This is a genomic window from Arcicella sp. BE140 (assembly GCF_031456255.1).
Taxonomy (GTDB): Bacteria; Bacteroidota; Bacteroidia; order Cytophagales; family Spirosomataceae; genus Arcicella; species Arcicella aquatica.
Window position 1 is genome coordinate 53,721 of sequence record NZ_JAVDUE010000015.1, and the last position, 19,018, is coordinate 72,738.

Annotated in this window: 14 protein-coding genes; 11 read left to right on the top strand and 3 right to left on the bottom strand. The window is 35.2% G+C overall.

Features of this window, described 5'->3' with window-relative positions; translation table 11 throughout:
• Window positions 1-5 precede the first annotated feature (5 nt).
• The 3 genes from J2Y60_RS18760 to J2Y60_RS18770 all read left to right on the top strand — a co-directional run bounded on the left by J2Y60_RS18760 (window position 6) and on the right by J2Y60_RS18770 (window position 5,649).
• Window positions 6-2,423: an FtsX-like permease family protein gene (locus J2Y60_RS18760; RefSeq protein ID WP_309922414.1), complete on the top strand. Its 2,418-nt coding sequence runs from the start codon at window positions 6-8 to the stop codon at window positions 2,421-2,423.
• A gap of 89 nt (window positions 2,424-2,512) precedes the next feature.
• Window positions 2,513-4,924 carry an ABC transporter permease gene (locus J2Y60_RS18765; RefSeq protein ID WP_309922418.1) on the top strand — a complete coding sequence of 804 codons (2,412 nt, stop codon included), beginning with the start codon at window positions 2,513-2,515 and terminating at the stop codon, window positions 4,922-4,924.
• A gap of 62 nt (window positions 4,925-4,986) precedes the next feature.
• Window positions 4,987-5,649: an ABC transporter ATP-binding protein gene (locus J2Y60_RS18770; RefSeq protein WP_309922420.1), complete on the top strand. Its 663-nt coding sequence runs from the start codon at window positions 4,987-4,989 to the stop codon at window positions 5,647-5,649.
• A gap of 56 nt (window positions 5,650-5,705) precedes the next feature.
• Here J2Y60_RS18770 and J2Y60_RS18775 read toward each other — a convergent pair whose 3' ends face one another.
• Complete coding sequence (locus tag J2Y60_RS18775) at window positions 5,706-7,046, bottom strand: aspartyl protease family protein (protein WP_309922423.1); 1,341 nt, start codon at window positions 7,044-7,046, stop codon at window positions 5,706-5,708.
• Between the two features lie 327 nt (window positions 7,047-7,373).
• On the opposite strand from J2Y60_RS18775, the gene tpiA reads away from it, so the two are divergent.
• From tpiA to J2Y60_RS18790, 3 genes are all read left to right on the top strand, one after another.
• Entirely contained in the window at window positions 7,374-8,135 is a 762-nt protein-coding gene (gene tpiA / locus J2Y60_RS18780; protein ID WP_309922426.1) for a triose-phosphate isomerase, read from the top strand.
• A 157-nt stretch (window positions 8,136-8,292) separates the two neighbouring features.
• Window positions 8,293-9,132, top strand: a complete 840-nt coding sequence (locus tag J2Y60_RS18785; protein ID WP_309922429.1) for a hypothetical protein — start codon at window positions 8,293-8,295, stop codon at window positions 9,130-9,132.
• A gap of 39 nt (window positions 9,133-9,171) precedes the next feature.
• Window positions 9,172-10,035 (top strand): glycosyltransferase family 2 protein, encoded by an 864-nt coding sequence (locus J2Y60_RS18790; RefSeq protein ID WP_309922431.1) that lies wholly within the window; start codon window positions 9,172-9,174, stop codon window positions 10,033-10,035.
• 1 nt (window position 10,036) lies between these two features.
• On the opposite strand, the gene J2Y60_RS18795 is transcribed toward J2Y60_RS18790, so the two are convergent.
• The gene (locus J2Y60_RS18795) at window positions 10,037-11,140 is read right to left on the bottom strand and encodes an endonuclease/exonuclease/phosphatase family protein (RefSeq protein WP_309922432.1); all 1,104 of its coding nucleotides are present in this window, start codon (window positions 11,138-11,140) and stop codon (window positions 10,037-10,039) included.
• A gap of 253 nt (window positions 11,141-11,393) precedes the next feature.
• Here J2Y60_RS18795 and rpmB point away from each other — a divergent pair, with 253 nt between their 5' ends.
• A complete protein-coding gene (gene rpmB, locus J2Y60_RS18800; protein WP_184137596.1) occupies window positions 11,394-11,633 on the top strand; it encodes a 50S ribosomal protein L28 in 240 nt (79 codons plus the stop codon).
• A 142-nt stretch (window positions 11,634-11,775) separates the two neighbouring features.
• On the opposite strand, the gene J2Y60_RS18805 is transcribed toward rpmB, so the two are convergent.
• Window positions 11,776-12,585, bottom strand: coding sequence for an SDR family oxidoreductase (locus tag J2Y60_RS18805; RefSeq protein WP_309922433.1), 810 nt, complete (start codon window positions 12,583-12,585; stop codon window positions 11,776-11,778).
• Between the two features lie 168 nt (window positions 12,586-12,753).
• Between J2Y60_RS18805 and J2Y60_RS18810 the strand changes: the two genes are divergently transcribed.
• From J2Y60_RS18810 to infB, 4 genes are all read left to right on the top strand, one after another.
• Complete coding sequence (locus J2Y60_RS18810; RefSeq protein ID WP_309922437.1) at window positions 12,754-13,197, top strand: GNAT family N-acetyltransferase; 444 nt, start codon at window positions 12,754-12,756, stop codon at window positions 13,195-13,197.
• Window positions 13,198-13,392: 195 nt separating this feature from the next.
• Complete coding sequence (gene rimP / locus J2Y60_RS18815; RefSeq protein WP_309922440.1) at window positions 13,393-13,866, top strand: ribosome maturation factor RimP; 474 nt, start codon at window positions 13,393-13,395, stop codon at window positions 13,864-13,866.
• A 102-nt stretch (window positions 13,867-13,968) separates the two neighbouring features.
• Window positions 13,969-15,216: a transcription termination factor NusA gene (nusA, locus tag J2Y60_RS18820; RefSeq protein WP_309922443.1), complete on the top strand. Its 1,248-nt coding sequence runs from the start codon at window positions 13,969-13,971 to the stop codon at window positions 15,214-15,216.
• Between the two features lie 125 nt (window positions 15,217-15,341).
• Window positions 15,342-18,818, top strand: a complete 3,477-nt coding sequence (gene infB / locus J2Y60_RS18825) for a translation initiation factor IF-2 (protein ID WP_309922447.1) — start codon at window positions 15,342-15,344, stop codon at window positions 18,816-18,818.
• Window positions 18,819-19,018: the final 200 nt, after the last annotated feature.

The following is a 19,018-nucleotide window of genomic DNA, read 5'->3' on the forward strand; positions in this document are numbered from 1 at the left end:
CAACCATGTTACAAAACTATCTGAAAATCGCTTTACGAAATCTCGTTAGAAACAAGGTTTATTCGTTTATTAATATTGTTGGATTAGCCGTAGGGCTTGCTACTTGTATGTTGATAATTTTGTATGTTTTTGACGAACTCTGTTATGATAAACATCTAAATCAAGTAGGTCAATTATATAGAATTGCCATCCAGACTGAAACAGAAAAATGGGTGTCGGTTCCAGCACCTGTTGCGGATGCATTAAAGAAGGATTTTGCAGAGATAGAGCAAGCAACACGTCTTTTGAAACTTCCCGGTATTGATAAAATGCTATTGAAAAACACTAAAATCAATAAGCAATTTTATGAAACTAATGCTTATTATGTAGACTCTACTTTTTTTAAAATATTCACTTATGAGTCCAAATATGGTAATATTCAAAAAGCTTTATATCAGCCCAATACCATAGTTATATCAGAAAAAGTTGCCTATAAAATTTTTGGAAATGAGAACCCCATAGATAAAACAATCAGCGTTGAGATTCCTTATGGAAAATCTGATTATATTGTAAAAGGAGTATTTAAAGAAACCGAAAATAAATCGCATATCAATGCTCATATATTTTTATCTATGCAAAATAGTGAAATTGGTGGGTGGGTAAAAAGCCAAACCAACTGGGCAATCAATAGTATATTCCATACCTATTTTAAATTAAAAAAAGACACAAACCCTGTTTCTTTTGAAGCAAAACTGCCAGCTTTTTTTCAACATAATGGAGGAGCAGACCTAAAATCGTTGGGTGTATCAAAACATTTCTTTTTACAACCTGTAAAAGATATTTACTTAGAGTCAAATTTTGGAAACGAAATTTCTACAAATGGAAACATAAAGTATATCTACATTTTTAGCTCGATAGCAGCCTTTCTATTATTGATTGCCTGCATTAATTTCATGAATCTTTCAACAGCACGAGCTGAAAAAAGAGCGAAAGAAGTTGGCATCCGAAAAGCAATTGGTGCCTATCAAAGTGCATTGATTAGACAGTTTTTGGGAGAATCCTTGATGATGTGTATTATTGCACTTTTTATTGCAGTATTAATCATCCAATTATTTTTACCTGTTTTTAATGATTTTACTCAAAAGAAATTAATGCTGTTCCAAAACCCCAATACCTTATTTTGGATTATTGGCATTACACTTTCCACGGGATTTTTCGCAGGGCTTTACCCTTCATTCTATCTGGCTTCATTCAAACCTATTGAAGTACTAAAAGGTAAATTAATCAATCGAATTTCAGCAGTTGCTATTCGCAAAGGGCTTGTTGTTTTTCAGTTTGTTATTTCAATATCATTGATTTTAGCAGTCGTGATTATCTGGCAACAAATGAACTTAATACGAAATCAAGATTTAGGTTTCAACAAAAATCAACAGATTATTTTACCATTTCAAAGTATAACATCGGCTAATAACTATATAGCCCTAAAAAATGAAATGGTGAAAAATCCAAAGATAGTTTCAATAACTGCTGGTTCAAGTTATCCTGGGATTCAATTAATTGAAGACCAGCTATTTTATGCACAAGGTAATACCATGAAAGACAATGTGGATATTCATTTTGCCAGAGTAAACGACAATTATATTTCTACACTTGGTTATAAAATATTGATAGGCAGACCACTTTCAAGTAATCCACAGGCGGATAGTAATGCGATTGTTTTAAATGAAACTGCCATAAAACAATTAGGTTTTAGTAGTAAAAATGCCATTGGTAAAAAAATTTACAGTCAGTTAAACAATCAACTCTTCGCAAGAGAAATTGTGGGAGTTGTTAAAGATTTTAATTATAAAAGCTTGCACGAAACCATATCTCCATTTGGGCTAATTAAACTTTTGGGTAACGACCAAATCCATTATTTAATAGCTAATGTACAGAAAGGAGACTACAAAGATGTAATTGCTGATATAGAGAAAGTTTGGAAAAAAATAAACCCTGACACGCCTTTTGAATATTCTTTCCTTGACCAAGACTTCCAAAGGAATTATGAAAAAGAAGAACGTTCGGCTGGTATTATTATTTATTTTACGCTTATAGCAATTGTAATAGCTTGTCTTGGTTTATTTGGCTTGGCTACTTTCACCGCAGAACAACGCACCAAAGAAATAGGTATCAGGAAAGTATTAGGAGCTTCAGTAATAAGTATTACAAGTTTATTGTCAATAGATTTCCTAAAATTAGTCTTGATAGCTTGCCTTATTGCATTTCCTTTGGGTTATTGGGCAATGACAAAATGGTTACAAGATTTTGCTTATAAAATTGAAATTTCTTGGTGGATTTTTGCTTTGACAGGTATCACAGTCATTGTAATTTCCTTATTAACAGTCAGCTTTCAGGCTATTAAAGCAGCCTTTGCTAATCCTGTAAAGAGTTTGAGAACGGAGTAATTTCTATTGAAATGTTAAAAAAAGTTAAGCTAAATCAGAATGTATATTAGTCTGACTATCTTCACTTTGAATAATAAATTTCTGAAATTATGATACAAAACTACTTTAAAATAGCATGGCGAAACTTGATGAAACGGAAGTTTTACTCATTGGTTTCGATATTAGGGTTGTCTGTTGGCATTACCTTTACATTACTGATTGGCACTTACATTTGGGGAGAACTACAAGTAAATGCTGATTTAAAGAATGTTGATAATCAGTACCTGATTCAAAGCAAATGGAAACAAGCTGATATGGGTGTGGAAATAGCAACCCTTGCTCCATTGGCAGAAGCGCTTAAAGAAAATTATCCTCATTTGGTAGAAAACTTTTATCGTTTTGATGGCATCACTTCTACGTTTGCCAACAAGGATAAAATTTTCAGAGAAGAGATACAGCTTGGCGACTCTACTATTTTAAATATGTATGGATTCAAATTACTTCATGGCGATGCCACAACGGCTTTGAACCAGCCTTATACGATGGTTCTTACTGCCGAGCAGGCTATTAAGTATTTTGGACAATCGGATGTGGTAGGAAAGACCTTAACAGTAGAATCATTTTCGGGGAGTAAAAAAGATTTTATGATTACGGGCGTGTTAGATAAGCTAGCGACCAATTCCATTACAAATTTGCTCAATAGCACAAAATCACCCGTGTTGATGTCCTTTGAAAGCAGTGATTATTTTGGTAGAGGTCAGTTTAATACTTGGAACAATCCTTATAATGTTGGTTATATCACGTTGAAAGAAGGTGTAAAACCCGAAAGCTTAGCTAAGCCTATGGCAAAGTTAATTAAAGCTAATGCTCCTACCAATATTAGTGATAACCTGTTGCCTTATCTGACACCTGTAAAAGAGGTGTATAGAGAAGCAAACAATGGGATAGTAAAAAAGACAATCTTTACGCTAACCATGACGGCGCTGTTTATTTTATTAATGGCTATTGTCAATTTTATCAATATTTCAATTGGTAATTCTTTTACAAGGCTTAAAGAAATTGGTGTTCGTAAAATGCTTGGGAGCATGAAAGGACAAATTATTCGTCAGTTTTTAGCCGAATCTATTTTAATTGCTTTGGTAAGTTTACTGGTGGCATTGATATTATTTGAAATATTTCAACCCATTTTCGGACAAATATTGAATAAGACAATACCATCATTACTATCGATAACGCCTTACTTTTTTGTATTTGCTATCTTGTTAGCTTTATTGATTGGTTTGTTATCAGGTATGTATCCAGCTTTTGTTTTATCAAACATACCTTCCATCGATTCTTTAAAAGGTAAGTTGAAATCGATTAAAGAAAATATTTTTTTCAGACGATTATTGATTGTTTCACAGTTTTCAATTGCTCTTTTTGTTGGGGTCGGAGCCAGCGTCATTACCAAACAAGTAAATTACTTTTTTACCAAAGATTTGGGCTATCATAAAGAAGCCATTATTACAGCCAGAGTGCCAAGGGATTGGTCGCCGAAAGGGGTGGAAAAAATGGAGACTATCAGAAATGAAATGACCAAATTAAAAGAAGTAAACAATGCTACATTGTCTTATGAAATTCCTGAGACTAATTCAAAAAATAGCATCGGTATTTATAAAATGGGACAAGATTCTACCCAAGCTATATATATTCCTAGTTTAACCAGTGATGATAAATACCTTGAAACATACCAAATCCCGATGGTAGCGGGGGTATTTTTTCAAAACAAAGAATCATCCTTTCAGGCAGGGAAAATGGTGTTGAATGAAGCGGGTGTAAAGGCATTGGGGTTTAAAAGTCCAGCACAAGCTATTGGGCAAATCGTTCGTTTACATTTTAGCCCTCAAAGCTATACGATAGTTGGCGTTACGAAAGATTTTCATTTAGGTTCAATGCATCAGGCTATTTCGCCTTTGGCTTTTATGAATGTCAAAGAAAATACTATTTTCAGGTATTTATCTTTCAAAATTCGCGAAGGCAATATTGCTGAATCATTATCAGCCATTCAACATAAATGGACTGAATTGATGCCAGGCTCGGTGTTTGAATATACTTTTATGGACGATACCCTCAAGAAGCTATATCAGTCTGAAATACAGCTAAAAAAAGCCTCTGAATTAGCCACATTCTTATCAGTTATTATTGTAGTATTGGGTATTTTAGGAATGGTGTCAATGAGTATCGCTCGCAGAACCAAAGAACTAGGCATCAGAAAAGTATTGGGTGCATCAAGTATTAGTATCGTTATGCTTTTTTTGAAAGAATTTATCGTATTAATCTGTATCTCTATAGTTATTGCCTTTCCTTTAGCAGTAATTAGCATGAACAGTTGGTTAACAGGTTATGCTTATAGAATTGAGTTGAATTGGCAAATATTTATAGCAATAGCGATATTTTTTAGCCTGATGATTGCTTTTTTTGTTTTCTTACAAACATTCAAGGCCGCTTTAACTAATCCCATTAAAAGCCTTAAAACGGAGTAATGGTAATAAATAATTAGTCCGATTTTAGGGCTTAACAAAGAAATTTTCATAAAATTAAAAATATGTTAGCACTCAAAAACATTTTTCGTTGGTATAATTCAGGAGTAAATAGAGCATTCGTTTTACGTGATGTAAGTTTGACTATTGAGCAAGGTGAGTTTGTATCCATCATGGGACCATCAGGTTCGGGTAAATCTACGCTATTACACATTATTGGTATGATGGACGAACCCAATGAAGGAGAGTATTCTTTTATGGGACACAGCGTGCTTAAAATCAAAGAAAAGCAACGAGCAGAATTATACAAAAAACACATTGGCTTTGTCTTCCAAGCCTACCATTTGATTGATGAACTAACGGTGTATGAAAATATCGAAACGCCATTGTTGTATCATGGCATTGGGGCGTCTGAAAGAAAATCTATGGTAGCTGATATTCTAGACAGGTTCAATATTGTAGGTAAAAAAGACCTCTTCCCCAATCAGCTTTCTGGTGGACAGCAACAGTTGGTAGGTATTGCTCGGGCTATTATTACAAAACCCAATTTGATTTTGGCAGATGAGCCTACAGGCAACCTGAACTCAAAGCAAGGCCAAGAAATCATGGAATTATTTAAAACATTGAACGATGAAGGCGTAACCATTATTCAGGTAACTCACTCTGAAAAAAATGCTACTTATGGTAGCCGAGTAATTGAGTTATTAGATGGACGTATCGAAAGATAAAAATTTAGTTTTGGTTTAAGTGTTAGTCGCTTAGTAATATTTACTAAGCGACTTTTTTATATCAATCTTTTTAAATTAACCGTTGTAAAAATCACATTCGCCCCTCTTTTCACAACCAAATTAACGGGTTTACCTTCGCCTTTCTGAAATATCTTATAAATTTCAGAAATGGATACATCACGAGACGATCTGTTATTGATAAAAATTACCCTGTCTCCTTGTTGCAACCCTGCTAATTGAGCAGGTGAATTTTCAATAATTCTTTCAATCATAAATTCGTGGTAATCACTTCCACTTGCCAACAACTCCATGCCACTCATGTTGTGTTCAAACGGCTCTTTCATCCTTCTATTGATAGGCTTCAACACCACATATTTATCTCGGTAATTGAAAGTAACTTTAAATCTTCTAAGAAATTCACATCCTACATTTCCCTGACGTTCAGAAAAATTAGTGGGCTTTAAATGAAATGAAGAACTATCAGGGAACGACGCCACTACATTGTTTAATTCAAATTTTCCAAACTTAATTTTGGGTAATCTCCCCAGATTTCCATTAATAATACCGCTCAATCCTCGTCCAAGTTGGGCTTTTACCACCTTGGGGGGCAATTGTATATTAAATTTCTTATTTACTTCAATAGAAATAGCATGTCCTGCTCCAGTATCCAGCAATACTTTGATAGGTACCTTTTCTTCCCCATTTACTAATTCTACCGTACCTAGATACGGCTTATTTTCTTCTATCGAAATAGGGAAGCGTTCTCCTTTAGATGGTTTATATTTATAATGTTCTGGATTCTCCAGAATCAACTGATTTTCAGCAAAATCAATCGTTACGGCAAAGCGGTTAAAAAGGTCATATCCGATAATACCATGAATAGGTCTTCCGACAAATTCACTCAGCCTTAGGATATCGTCTTTTAAGACAACAATATTCTGACGATAGCCAATGGCTTCGCCCATCTTGATAGTATTGTCTAACACAATTCCTGCTTCAAGGTCATTCCCAATACCAACACCCGCAATTTTCACATTTCTACTATAAATCATGTGTTGAGATTGTGCTATTTTGAAATCAGTAAGAATGATTGAACTTACGCCAGTATCCAGTATAAAACGTAAGGTATCAGAATTATTAATCTTGAGCGGTACTATCACTAAATTAGCATGAAATTCAAATGGGATGATAGTCTTGTTTTTTTTCTTAAGTAACTGAAAACCAAACTTTTCATCGGTTACAGGCTTCAGTTTAAATTTCTTTGGATATTCGTTTCTGGGAATAGTAGTGACAGTAACACCACTATTATTTTGTTCAGCAGATACAATAGAATCTTGACAATACCCTGCCAGCGGTAAAGTACTGAACAATAATATTTTATGCCAAGTGAGTTTCATAAAGAGGAGTCATTTTCTTAACTAAATATCGGAATAATATTACATATTTCCAAGGGTCTGCATAGAAAAATTAATGTTTATTCAAAGAAAAGTACACAAAAATTTCCATCACATATTTTTTAAGAAAAATAGCAGATTTAGCATACCTAATAAAAGCAATTTTATTTTGAATTGATAGTCAATATTCTACCCATTTGAGAGGCTAACTTTTAAAAAAAATCAAAATTTTCTCTATCAGAATGAAGATACTTGTCCTTTTTTGTTTTTTAAAATTGTGATAACGAGTACTTTTGTTAAAGTATCTAATTTATAATTAACCAAAAAACAATGAGAAAGCAAATTGTAGCAGGAAACTGGAAAATGAATAAAACAGCTGATGAGGCATTAATTTTAGCCTCTGAAGTTGTAAACATGGTAAAAGACGAAGTAAATACTGATGTGCAAGTAATTATTGCTCCACCAGCACTTTATTTAGCTACTCTACAGAAATATACAGAAACAGTTTCGAATGTGGGTATTGCGGCACAAAACTGTTCAAGCAAAGCTTCAGGTGCTTATACTGGCGAGATTTCGGCTTCTATGCTAAAGTCAATCGGTGTTACACACGTTATTCTTGGGCACTCAGAGCGTCGTCAATATTTTAACGAAACGAACGAGGAGCTAGCTGAAAAAGTAAACATTGTACTTGAAAACGGATTAACGCCAATTTTTTGTTGTGGAGAATCGTTAGAATTACGTCAAGGAGAAGATTTTCTTGCTTTTGTAGCGTCACAATTAACAGATAGCCTTTTCCATCTTTCTGCTGAAGATTTTGCTAAAGTGGTGATTGCTTACGAACCAATTTGGGCAATTGGAACAGGCCTAACGGCTTCTTCTGACCAAGCACAAGAAATGCATGCATATTTAAGAGCGCATCTTGCTACAAAATATGGCCAAGAAGTTGCTGATAATACTTCTATCCTTTATGGTGGAAGCTGTAATGAAAAAAATGCTCCAGAATTATTTGCTTGTCCAGATGTAGATGGTGGCTTGATTGGTGGTGCATCATTGAAATCTCGTGAATTTACGAATATTGCAAAGTCATTCTAATAAAATAATCAAATAAAATCCCGTTTAGGAAAACCTATGCGGGATTTTATGTAAAATAAATGCTAACTTCACTTATTAATCAAGGACAACAACTTGATTAACAATACATTACTCAACTTTTCTTTAAACTCACATTCTTAATTATACCATTTTATACATGGCATTTAAAAAACTGAACCCTTTTGAAAAACTCTATTTAAAAAACACTAACAAAGACGCTTATCAAAATTATAAATATCAACTAAAAGTTAGCAAAATTCCTTCAATCAATTTTTTAGATACCCCCAAACCTCTTGTTGACTTCAAACATAGTGGGCATTTGGGTGATATTATCTATGCCATTCCTACCATGTATGCTTTGGCTGAAAACGGCAAAGCACGTCTCCATTTGAATATCGGTCAGAAAATAAAAGTTGACGGAGAGCACCCTCTTCAAGGCATTGGGCTAAACGAAAAATCGATATTGATGCTAGAGCCTCTTTTGACTCATCAGCAACAGTTTCAGCAAATTGATATTTATGATAAGCAAGAAATTGATTATGATTTAGATGTATTCCGAAAATTTCCTTTCGATTATTCTAAAGGACATATTAGCAGATGGTATTTTAATTGTTTTGCGGTAAGCTACGACCTCAGCAAACCTTGGTTAACTATCCCAAAGGACAATTCAATGGCTGATAAAATCGTTATTGCCAGAAGCACCCGCTATAACTCGCCAGTTATTGATTATTCTATTCTCAAAAAATATATCAATCTGGTTTTCGTTGGTTTACCAGAGGAATATGCTTTGATGAAGGCACTTATACCACATTTAATATACGTAGAAGTAAGTAATTTCTTTGAATTAGCAAAAATTATTGCGGGGATCAAGCTTTTTATTGGGAATCAATCCTTCCCTTATGCCATCGCAGAAGCACTAAAAACACCGAGAATACTCGAAAGTTATTATAAATCACCTAATGTTATTCCAGAAGGATCAAATGCTTTTGAGTTTTGAGTTCAAAACTAATTCTTTAGCATTAAAATCAATATTATTATGAAAACAGCAGCAGTAGTAATACTTTACCATCCGACACAACAAACCTTACAAAATATCAACAGCTATCATACCGCTGTTGATAAACTATTTGTATTGGATAATACTGAAGGATCTGCCAGCATTATCAATCAATCATCCTTTAATAACCCTACTATACACTATTCTTGTGATGGTATCAACAAGGGTATTGCTGAAAGGCTGAATGAAGCCGCCCAGCAAGCTATTAATGAGGGTTTTGAATGGTTGTTGTTGATGGATCAAGATTCAAGTTTTGAGGGCAACACTTTTGACTTATACATTGATAGTATTACTAATTATCAGGATAAAAAACAGGTTGCCTTATTTGGGCCTAATTTCAGCAGACAGTACAAAGAATCAATCGCCGAGACTAACCTCGTAAAAGTTCCTGCCATGATTACTTCTGGTAGCTTTTTAAATTTAGCTGCCTATCAGCAGATTGGCCCTTTCGACGAAGCCCTATTTATTGATGGGGTAGATACAGAGTATTGTTTAAGGGCACAGAACTGCGGCTACGACATCATAATGTTTCTTAATATATTTCTTAAACATGAGCTTGGAGAAGCTGTAAAAAGGGCTTCAATCAAGACCTTATATATGGTAAAGAAAGTCAAGGATATTCACTCTCCAATCCGTTGTTATTATATCTATCGTAACAACCTTTATTTGCAAACAAAATACAAGCATTTAGATAAGATGGTAATGAAAGATATCAATGGCGGTGCGATAACAAATATAAAAAAGAGTATTTTTTACGGTACTGAGTCTCGGCAAATTTTCAAATACCTGATTAAAGCTCATCGTGATTTTAAACAAAACAAAATGGGAAAATATCAGCCATAAATCAATGTATTTTATATGTTCCAAATACAGGGTAATGGTCTGATGATTTAATATGATTATGCGTTTGAAAATCTAATACTTCAATAGATTCACTACAGAATTGGTTATCAATTCTAACAAATCGTGGACTGCGATTTAGGGTAAATCCAAAGCCATTTCCAGCTTCTTCGAAAGAATTTTTCAATCTATCACGAATATGCCCATAAGCATTTCCATAAGGCGTTTCATTAAAGTCTCCACACACAATTACAGGGTACGGACTTTCATCAATACGTCTTTCGATTAATTCTATCTCCTTTGAATGTTTAATGAATCCCATTTTCAAACTCCATAGAATAGCACGAGTTTCATCTCTAGCCTGACCAAATGAGCTCCCCTTTACTTCATCCACTACTTTTTTCACCCTTATGCCCATTGATTGTAATTGTAAATTAATTACTCTGATGGTATCATTTTTCAACGCAATATCGGCTAGTAGATAGCCATTACCATTGTCTTTTCCGGGTGTTTGTCCAAACAAACTCTTTTCTTCATGAATGATTGGGTATTTAGAGAATATCGCTAATGAAAAAACTCTACCTGTTCCATAAATACTGTTAATGACATAATATGGGTTATCCACAATCATGGCGTCAAAAGTATTAAAGGCTGCATCTTCCCTAAAACTAGAAAATTCTTGAAAGCATTTAATATCAGCCTGAGTATCTACACAATATGAAATCTCGTTCTTTACCTTTTCTTTAATCTCGTTATCTTCAAAATGTTCATAATATGCACTATGTTGAAAACCATACACATTATAATCAAGTACAGATAAGCTTTTATCTGCTTCTTTAGCTTTATGAAAACCAAATGTTCGTCGGATAAAAGGATAGCCTATTAGCAAAACAATAATAGGTAAAATCATTCTGGATGGCCTGATAAATAACCAAGTAATGGCAGTGATAGCACAGAGCAACATGACGACGGGTAGGCTCATCATCATAAAACCAACAAACCAGTGATCAATCACTAGAGTATAAGCTAATAAATAGGTAAATAAAGTATATATATATAAAGGAAGACTTATTAGCCACAAAAGAGATGTTACTGTTTTTTTTAGCATGATGTAATCTTGGCAGTTAGCTTTAAACAAAAGTACTAATTTTGAATGTCTTGAATGAATAATAAAACATGAATATTTCAATTTAAGTGTGTCCTTGAATGATAACACGAAAAATATTCGTTTTATTTCAGTAATTAATTGTTAGATTAACAAATATTTCATAATTTTGCATTCCATTTCGGAAAACACTGGTAATCAAGTCTATTACATCGCTCTCAAGGCGATTTTACATAACAAATAAAAGAATTTTATCATGGCGAAGGTTTGTCAATTAACAGGAAGAAAAACACAAGTTGGAAATAACGTTTCTCACGCTAACAACAAGACTAAGCGTAAATTTTTTCCAAACTTACACACTAAGAAATTTTTCTTAGAATCAGAAGGTGTATGGGTACAGTTGAAAGTTTCAGCGAAAGCTATCCGTACTATTAACAAAAAAGGCTTAGAAGCTTCTTTAGTAGATGCTGCTCGTAGAGGTACTTTGAGTTTATAGTAATAAAAATATTTGCTTAAAAAGCTCTTTGCATTTGATGTAAAGAGCTTTTTTCGTTTATGCTTGTAAACAAAATATGGCAACCTCAAAAGAGATTGCCACACTTATTTACACTAAATATTATTACGCAAGCCTATTTTGATTATCCCATTTTAGCTACGATTTCTTCTGAAATACCTACAGAACAGAAACCACCATCATGGAAAAGGTTTTGCATTGTTACCTTCTTCGTTAAGTCAGAGAATAACGTAATTACGTAATCCGCACATTCGTCAGCCGTTGCATTTCCCAGTGGAGCCATTTGGTTGGCATATTCATAGAAAGCATTGAATCCAGAGATACCAGTACCAGCAGTAGTTTTAGTAGGCGATTGTGAAACTGTATTTACGCGTGTTCCGTTTTTCTTTCCATAATGGAAACCATACGAACGCGCTATCGACTCTAACATCGCTTTAGCTTGTGCCATATCGGTATAGTCAGGGAAAGAGCGTTGTGCTGCAATATAAGACAAAGCCACTACTGAACCATTATTAGCAATAGCATCCATTTTGTCAGCTACCTGCAACATTTTGTGGAATGATAAAGCAGAAACATCTAACGACTTCATAAACCATTCATAGTTCAAATCGCCATAAGGTCTGTTTTTACGGATGTTAGTACTCATTCCGATTGAATGCAATACGAAATCTATTTTTCCACCCAAAGCATCCATTGATCCTTCATAAAGTTTTTCCAAATCTTCCACAGAAGTAGCATCAGCAGGAATAATCTTAGCTTCGCACTCTTCGGCTAATTTATTGATTTCTCCCATCCTCATTGCTAAAGGTGCATTAGTAAGGGTAATAATTGCTCCTTCTTCTTTAGCACGCTGAGCTACTTTCCAAGCGATAGAGTTGGAATCTAATGCTCCAGAAATAATTCCTCTTTTTCCTTTTAATAAACCGTATGACATTTTTTTGATTTCTGATTGTTGATTTTAGTGCTTAAAATTAAATTATTCTTCTAACAAACTTATATTCTGAGGATACGGAGTTCATTTTAAAATAATTAAGTATTTTAGATGGATACTAAAATCAAGGTTAAAATTTTGTCCAAAAGTACTATTTTTTTTCTTAAAACCATGAATATTCAAATTCGACAAGCCATAAAAGAAGATTTACCTGCTATCCTCAGTCTCTATGCCAAAGTACTAGATAAAGGAGAAGTTCTAACCATTGAACAGGCAGAAGCTCTCTTTCAGAAAATGATGAGTTACCCTAACTATAAGGTATATGTTGCTGCAAATGAGGAAGAAGTTATTGGCACTTTCGCCTTATTAATTATGGACAATCTGGCACATATCGGTACTCCCTCCGCAGTGGTTGAAGATGTAGTCGTTTCTGATGCTTTTCAAGGGAAGGGAATCGGGAAAAAAATGATGGTTTTTGCGATGGAGAAATGCACAGAAGCAGGCTGTTATAAATTAGTATTATCCAGTAATTTAAAACGCCACGAAGCCCATGCATTTTATGAAAGTCTGGATTTTGAAAAGCATGGATTTAGTTTTAGAATAAATTTTGAATGATTTTTGCAAGATTATAATTTTATTATGCTGTTGTTTGCCGATTAGTTTATCAAATACCTACTAAACCAACAAGGAAGCTTGCTTTCTAACACATTTTTTATTACTTTTGCAGAGAATTTAAAGGAAGAGGGGTCGATAGTCCCTCTTTTTTGTTTACTAGATTGTAGCACGGTTGTTTTATCGTGAGAAAAAGAAATGACAAAAGAAAAAATAACCGAACTGATTGAACCATACCTTGAAGAAGGACGATTGTTTATTGTAGATGTTCAAGTAAGTGAAAGTAAGACAAGACAGAATATCACTATTTTATTAGATACCGACGAAGGTATCAAAATAGAAGAATGTGCTTCTGTAAGTAGAAGATTAGCTCATTTTATTGAAACCAACGAATTGATAGCTGGTGCCTATAATCTTGAAGTATCTTCGCCTGGTATCGATCACCCGCTTAGTTTTAAGCGTCAGTTTGTAAAAAACATTGGTCGTAATTTGAAATTAGTTTTAAAAGATAGCGTTGAAAAAACAGGAGCTTTAGAAGATGTAAGCGACGAAGGCATTATATTTAAAGAAGAACCAAAGAAAACAAAAAGTAAGAAAGTAGAGCCAATAGAGGCAGTCGCGATTCCTTTTTCGAGTATACAACAAGCAAAAGTACAAATATCGTTTAAATAGTGGTCGAGTTGCCGAATTGTTGAATCATTGAAATTAGAGCAAATCTATTCCTCATACATTCTACTTGTTGGCTTCTTTTCACATTAATAAAATTATGAAAAGATGAACAGTGCAGAGTTAATTTCATCGTTTGCGGATTTTGCAAAAGAAAAAAATATCGACCGTCCGACGATGATTAAAGTGCTGGAAGACGTATTCCGCACGATGATTCGTAAAAGATACGGTACGGATGAAAATTTTGATGTAATTATCAACCCTGAAAGTGGCGACTTAGAAATGTGGCGTACACGTGAAATTGTTGATGACAATTCAGAAGATATTTGGGATTATGACAAAATTCCTTTGGCAGAAGCAAAATTGATTGAACCTGATTTTGAAATTGGCGAAGAAGTAGCGGAATTAATCAAACTAGAAGATTTCGGTCGAAGAATTGTTCAAACGGCTCGTCAGACATTGATTCAAAAAGTTAAGGATTTAGAAAAAGAAGGCCTCTTTGAAAAATATAAAGACTTGGTGGGTGAAATGGTTTCGGGAGATGTTTACCAAATTATTGGAAAGGAATTTATCATTACTGATAGCGAAGGCAACGAGTTGACTTTACCAAAATCAGAGATGATTCAAAAAGACCGTTTCAAAAAAGGTGAAGCAGTAAAAGCAGTTATTCATAAAGTAGATATGAACAACGGTACGCCAAAGATTATTCTTTCTCGTACTTCTCCTGTTTTCTTGGAACGTTTGTTTGAACAGGAAATTCCTGAGATTTATGATGGACAAATCATGATTCGTAAAATTGTGCGTGAACCAGGTGAGCGTGCAAAAGTAGCGGTAGAATCGTATGATGATCGTATTGATCCTGTAGGTGCGTGTGTGGGGATGAAGGGTTCTCGTATTCATGGAATTGTGCGTGAATTACAGAATGAAAACATTGATGTTATCAATTATACTGAAAACCTTGAATTACTAGTTGGTCGTGCGTTAAGCCCTGCCAAAGTGAGTTCAATGAAAATTGATAAAGAAAGAAAGAGAATTGCGGTGTATTTACAACCAGACCAAGTTTCTTTGGCCATTGGTAAAGGAGGACAAAACATTAAGTTAGCAGGCAAGTTAGTAGGCTACGAATTAGATGTGTATCGCGATATTAAAGAAAGTGAAGTTGACGAAGAAGATGTTGACTTAACTGAATTTACAGACGAAATCGAAGATTGGGTAATTGCAGAATTACACAAAATCGGTCTTGATACGGCAAAACAAGTACTCAAATTGAATAGTGATGAATTAATTCGTCGTACAGAACTTGAGGAAGAAACCGTAAACGAGGTATTATCAATTCTACGTTCGGAGTTTGAGTAATTTAGAATGAGTAAGTGATAGAATGATAGAATAGTCATTGTTTATATCTCATTTACTCATCAAAGCTATTCTATCATTCATTACTTAAAATTACAAATTACTATAGAAAAGTATCAACAGAAATTATGGCAGAAGATAAAATGATGCGTTTGAGCCTTGTGGCAAAGCAGATTAACGTGGGAACCTCAACCATTGTTCAATATCTCTCTGTCAAAGGTCATAAGGTTGAGAACAACCCCAACGCCAAACTAAATTTTGAGCAGTTAAAGCTCGTAGCAAAAGAATATGGAGCCGAATCCTTATTAAAGGATGTTGGTGCAGCAAGTCCTGTGGTTTCATCAAAACCTACAGAGGAAGAGTTTGTTCCTGTAAAAAAACAGGATGATGATATGCCTCTTTACTTCCGAGGAAAAGAGAATACAGAAGCATCAGAACAAACAAAAGTAACCGAGCCAGCAAAAGCTGAGAAAGAATCAGATGTTATTTTGGGAAGAGCCGAAGTACAATTTAAAGTACTTGGCAAAATAGAATTGGATGCTAAAGGCAATCCTGTTCCTCAAAAGCCTGCAATAGTTGAACCCAAACCAGCGCCTACAGTAGAAGAGCCAGTAGTGAAGGTTGAAACTGTTAAACCTGAGCCACAACCTGAAATTCAAGTGAAAGTTGAACAACCTAAAGTTGAAGAGGTAAAGCCAGTGATTATTCCTGTGGTAACCCAAGAGGTTAAAGTAGTAGAGATTCCAAAAGTTGAAACGGTTAAGGAAGCACCAAAGCCTGAACCTGTGGTAGTATTAGAAAAACCAGTAGTGATAGAAGCAGTCGCAACACCAATAGCAGAACCAAAAATTGCTGAAGCAGCAATACAGCCTAATAATCAGAACCAACACAATAGACCACAAGGTGGGGTGAATAATAATAATAACCAAAATCAACACAACAAGCCACAAGGCGGTGGGAATAATAACAACCCAAATCAGCCAAATAAACCGCAAGGTGGCGGGAATCCGAATCAAAACCCTCAGCATAATAAGCAACAAGGTGGCGGGAATTCCCATCAAAACCCTCAGCACAACAAACAGCAAGGCGGTGGTGGAAACCACAATCAGGCTCGTCCAGTACAACAGGGTGGCAACTTACCAACGCCTAATCCAGCTCCTCAGCCTCAACAACAACGCCCTAATCCTGCTCCAGCGCAAAAATTAGGACGTAACGATGAAATTCCTGAAGATACTTCAAATGTGGAATTAATCGAAGCTAAAGGAGAGCAACTAAAAGGATTAACAGTTTTAGGGAAAATTTCTTTACCTGTCGAGCCTTCTCGTGGTGGTTCTAGAAATAACAACAACAATAATAACAATAAAAAGAAGCGTAAGCGTATTGATAAACCTGGTGGTGCTAAAGTTACAGAAGCTGAAATCCGTAACGAAAGAGGCGCTCCTCGTCCTAAAAAAGATGGTGTACCTAATACTACACCTGCTACGAACGACCCTAATGCTAAAAAACCTGCTAATAATGGTGGAGCATCGGGCAACAACAATAATCAGAACAACAATAATACCCAAAATAATAACAACAATCAGGGTAATAACAATAACAATCAGCACAACAACAACTTTAAGAAAAAACCAGCAGGAAATAATAACAACAATAATGCTGGAGGTGGCGTAAAACCACAACCTAAAGGTGAAGTTTCTGAAAAACAAATTCAAGACCAAATCAAGGCTACGATGGCTCGTCTGCAAGGACAAACCAACAAGTCGAACTTTGGTGCAAAAGAACGTCGTGTTAAACGTAAGTTCCGTGCAGAAAGAAACGAACAACGTCAATTAGCAGAAGACGAAGAAGCAAAAATCTTGAAAGTAACTGAGTTTATCTCAGCGAGCGAATTGGCTTCTTTAATGGATGTATCTGTAAACGAAATTATTTCTACTTGTATGAGTTTAGGAATGTTCGTTTCAATCAACCAACGTCTGGAAGCAGATGTTATCGCATTAATTACGGAAGAATTCGGATTTGAAGTTCAGTTTGTTTCAGCCGAAGAAGAAATCGAATCTGCTATTGCAGAAGAGGAAGATGCTCCTGAAGATTTATTACCAAGAGCACCTATCGTAACAATCATGGGTCACGTTGACCACGGTAAGACATCATTACTTGACTATATTCGTCGTGCTAAAGTTGCCGCAGGTGAAGCCGGAGGTATTACTCAGCACATCGGTGCATACTCTGTAAAACATGATGACGGTCGTAGAGTTACATTCTTAGATACGCCAGGTCACGAAGCCTTTACCGCTATGCGTGCTCGTGGTGCTAAATTGACAGACGTTGCCATTATCGTAATTGCAGCAGACGACGCTGTGATGCCTCAAACGGAAGAAGCTATCAACCACGCAATGGTTGCTGGCGTTCCTATCGTTTTTGCATTCTCGAAAGTTGATAAACCTGGCGCAAACACAGAAAAAATTCGTGAGCAATTGTCTATCAAAAACATGCTTGTAGAAGAATGGGGTGGTAAATACCAAACTCAGGAAATTTCTTCAAAATCAGGGATGGGTATCAATGAATTATTAGAGAAAGTATTATTAGAAGCCGAATTGTTAGAATTGAAAGCCAATCCTAATAAACGTGCTGTAGGTGCTGTTATTGAAGCTTCATTAGATAAAGGACGTGGTTATGTTGCCAATATCATGGTTCAGTCTGGAACCTTGAAAGTTGGAGATATGATGCTTGCGGGTGCTCATTATGGTCGTGTTAAAGCCATGTTTGATTACCGTGGTGTAAAACTAAAAGAAGCTGGTCCATCTATTCCAGTACAAGTACTTGGTTTAAGTGGTGCTCCTGCTGCGGGTGATAAACTAAGCGTGATGGAAAATGAACGTGATGCTCGTGAAATTGCTAACAAACGTGAGCAAATTATTCGTGAACAATCATTACGTACTCGTAAACATATTACCTTAGAAGAAATCGGTCGTCGTAAAGCAATCGGTACATTCAAAGAATTGAACGTAATTGTGAAAGGTGACGTGGATGGTTCAGTAGAAGCATTATCAGATTCATTATTGAAACTATCAACCGAAGAAGTACAAGTTCGTATCATTCACAAAGGAGTTGGTCAGGTTTCAGAATCAGACGTATTGTTGGCTTCTGCTTCAGATGCCGTAATCGTAGCGTTCCAAGTTCGTCCAAGTGTAAACGCTCGTCGTTTGGCAGAAAATGAACAAATCGAAATTCGTACATACTCTATCATCTACCAAGCAATTGATGATGTAAGAGATGCGATGGAAGGTTTATTAGCACCAACATTTGAAGAAGTAGTGACTGCTAACATTGAAGTACGTGACGTATTCAAAATCTCTAAAGTAGGTACTGTTGCAGGTTCTTATGTATTAGATGGTACAGTGAAACGTTCGCATAAGATTCGTGTTATCCGTGACTTCGTCGTGGTTCATGAAGGTGAAATTTCTGCTTTAAAACGTTTCAAAGACGATGTGGCAGAAGTGAAATTTGGATATGAATGTGGTCTTTCTATCAAAAACTTCAATGACCTTGAAGTAGGTGACATCATCGAATGTTACGAAATGAAAGAATTAAAACGTACATTATAACTCGTTAATAAAAGCACGAAAAAAGCTCGGAGATATCTTCGAGCTTTTTTTGTGTCCTACCCTCCCTACCATCTTTTCCCATACCAACTGCTTAATTTTACTATTTAAATATAAATTATAAAAAAAATATGCTATCAATATTTATTTAAAGGCTTTAGCATATAGAATTCATATAAAATCTTGCTAATTTTATATTCAAA

Excerpts from the sequence above, each read along its gene's own strand:
- J2Y60_RS18760 (WP_309922414.1), top strand. The coding sequence starts at position 6 with ATGTTACAAAACTATCTGAAAATCGCTTTACGAAATCTCGTTAGAAAC.
- J2Y60_RS18765 (WP_309922418.1), top strand. The coding sequence starts at position 2,513 with ATGATACAAAACTACTTTAAAATAGCATGGCGAAACTTGATGAAACGG.
- J2Y60_RS18770 (WP_309922420.1), top strand. The coding sequence starts at position 4,987 with ATGTTAGCACTCAAAAACATTTTTCGTTGGTATAATTCAGGAGTAAAT.
- J2Y60_RS18775 (WP_309922423.1), bottom strand. The coding sequence starts at position 7,046 with ATGAAACTCACTTGGCATAAAATATTATTGTTCAGTACTTTACCGCTG.
- tpiA (WP_309922426.1), top strand. The coding sequence starts at position 7,374 with ATGAGAAAGCAAATTGTAGCAGGAAACTGGAAAATGAATAAAACAGCT.
- J2Y60_RS18785 (WP_309922429.1), top strand. The coding sequence starts at position 8,293 with ATGGCATTTAAAAAACTGAACCCTTTTGAAAAACTCTATTTAAAAAAC.
- J2Y60_RS18790 (WP_309922431.1), top strand. The coding sequence starts at position 9,172 with ATGAAAACAGCAGCAGTAGTAATACTTTACCATCCGACACAACAAACC.
- J2Y60_RS18795 (WP_309922432.1), bottom strand. The coding sequence starts at position 11,140 with ATGCTAAAAAAAACAGTAACATCTCTTTTGTGGCTAATAAGTCTTCCT.
- rpmB (WP_184137596.1), top strand. The coding sequence starts at position 11,394 with ATGGCGAAGGTTTGTCAATTAACAGGAAGAAAAACACAAGTTGGAAAT.
- J2Y60_RS18805 (WP_309922433.1), bottom strand. The coding sequence starts at position 12,585 with ATGTCATACGGTTTATTAAAAGGAAAAAGAGGAATTATTTCTGGAGCA.
- J2Y60_RS18810 (WP_309922437.1), top strand. The coding sequence starts at position 12,754 with ATGAATATTCAAATTCGACAAGCCATAAAAGAAGATTTACCTGCTATC.
- rimP (WP_309922440.1), top strand. The coding sequence starts at position 13,393 with ATGACAAAAGAAAAAATAACCGAACTGATTGAACCATACCTTGAAGAA.
- nusA (WP_309922443.1), top strand. The coding sequence starts at position 13,969 with ATGAACAGTGCAGAGTTAATTTCATCGTTTGCGGATTTTGCAAAAGAA.
- infB (WP_309922447.1), top strand. The coding sequence starts at position 15,342 with ATGGCAGAAGATAAAATGATGCGTTTGAGCCTTGTGGCAAAGCAGATT.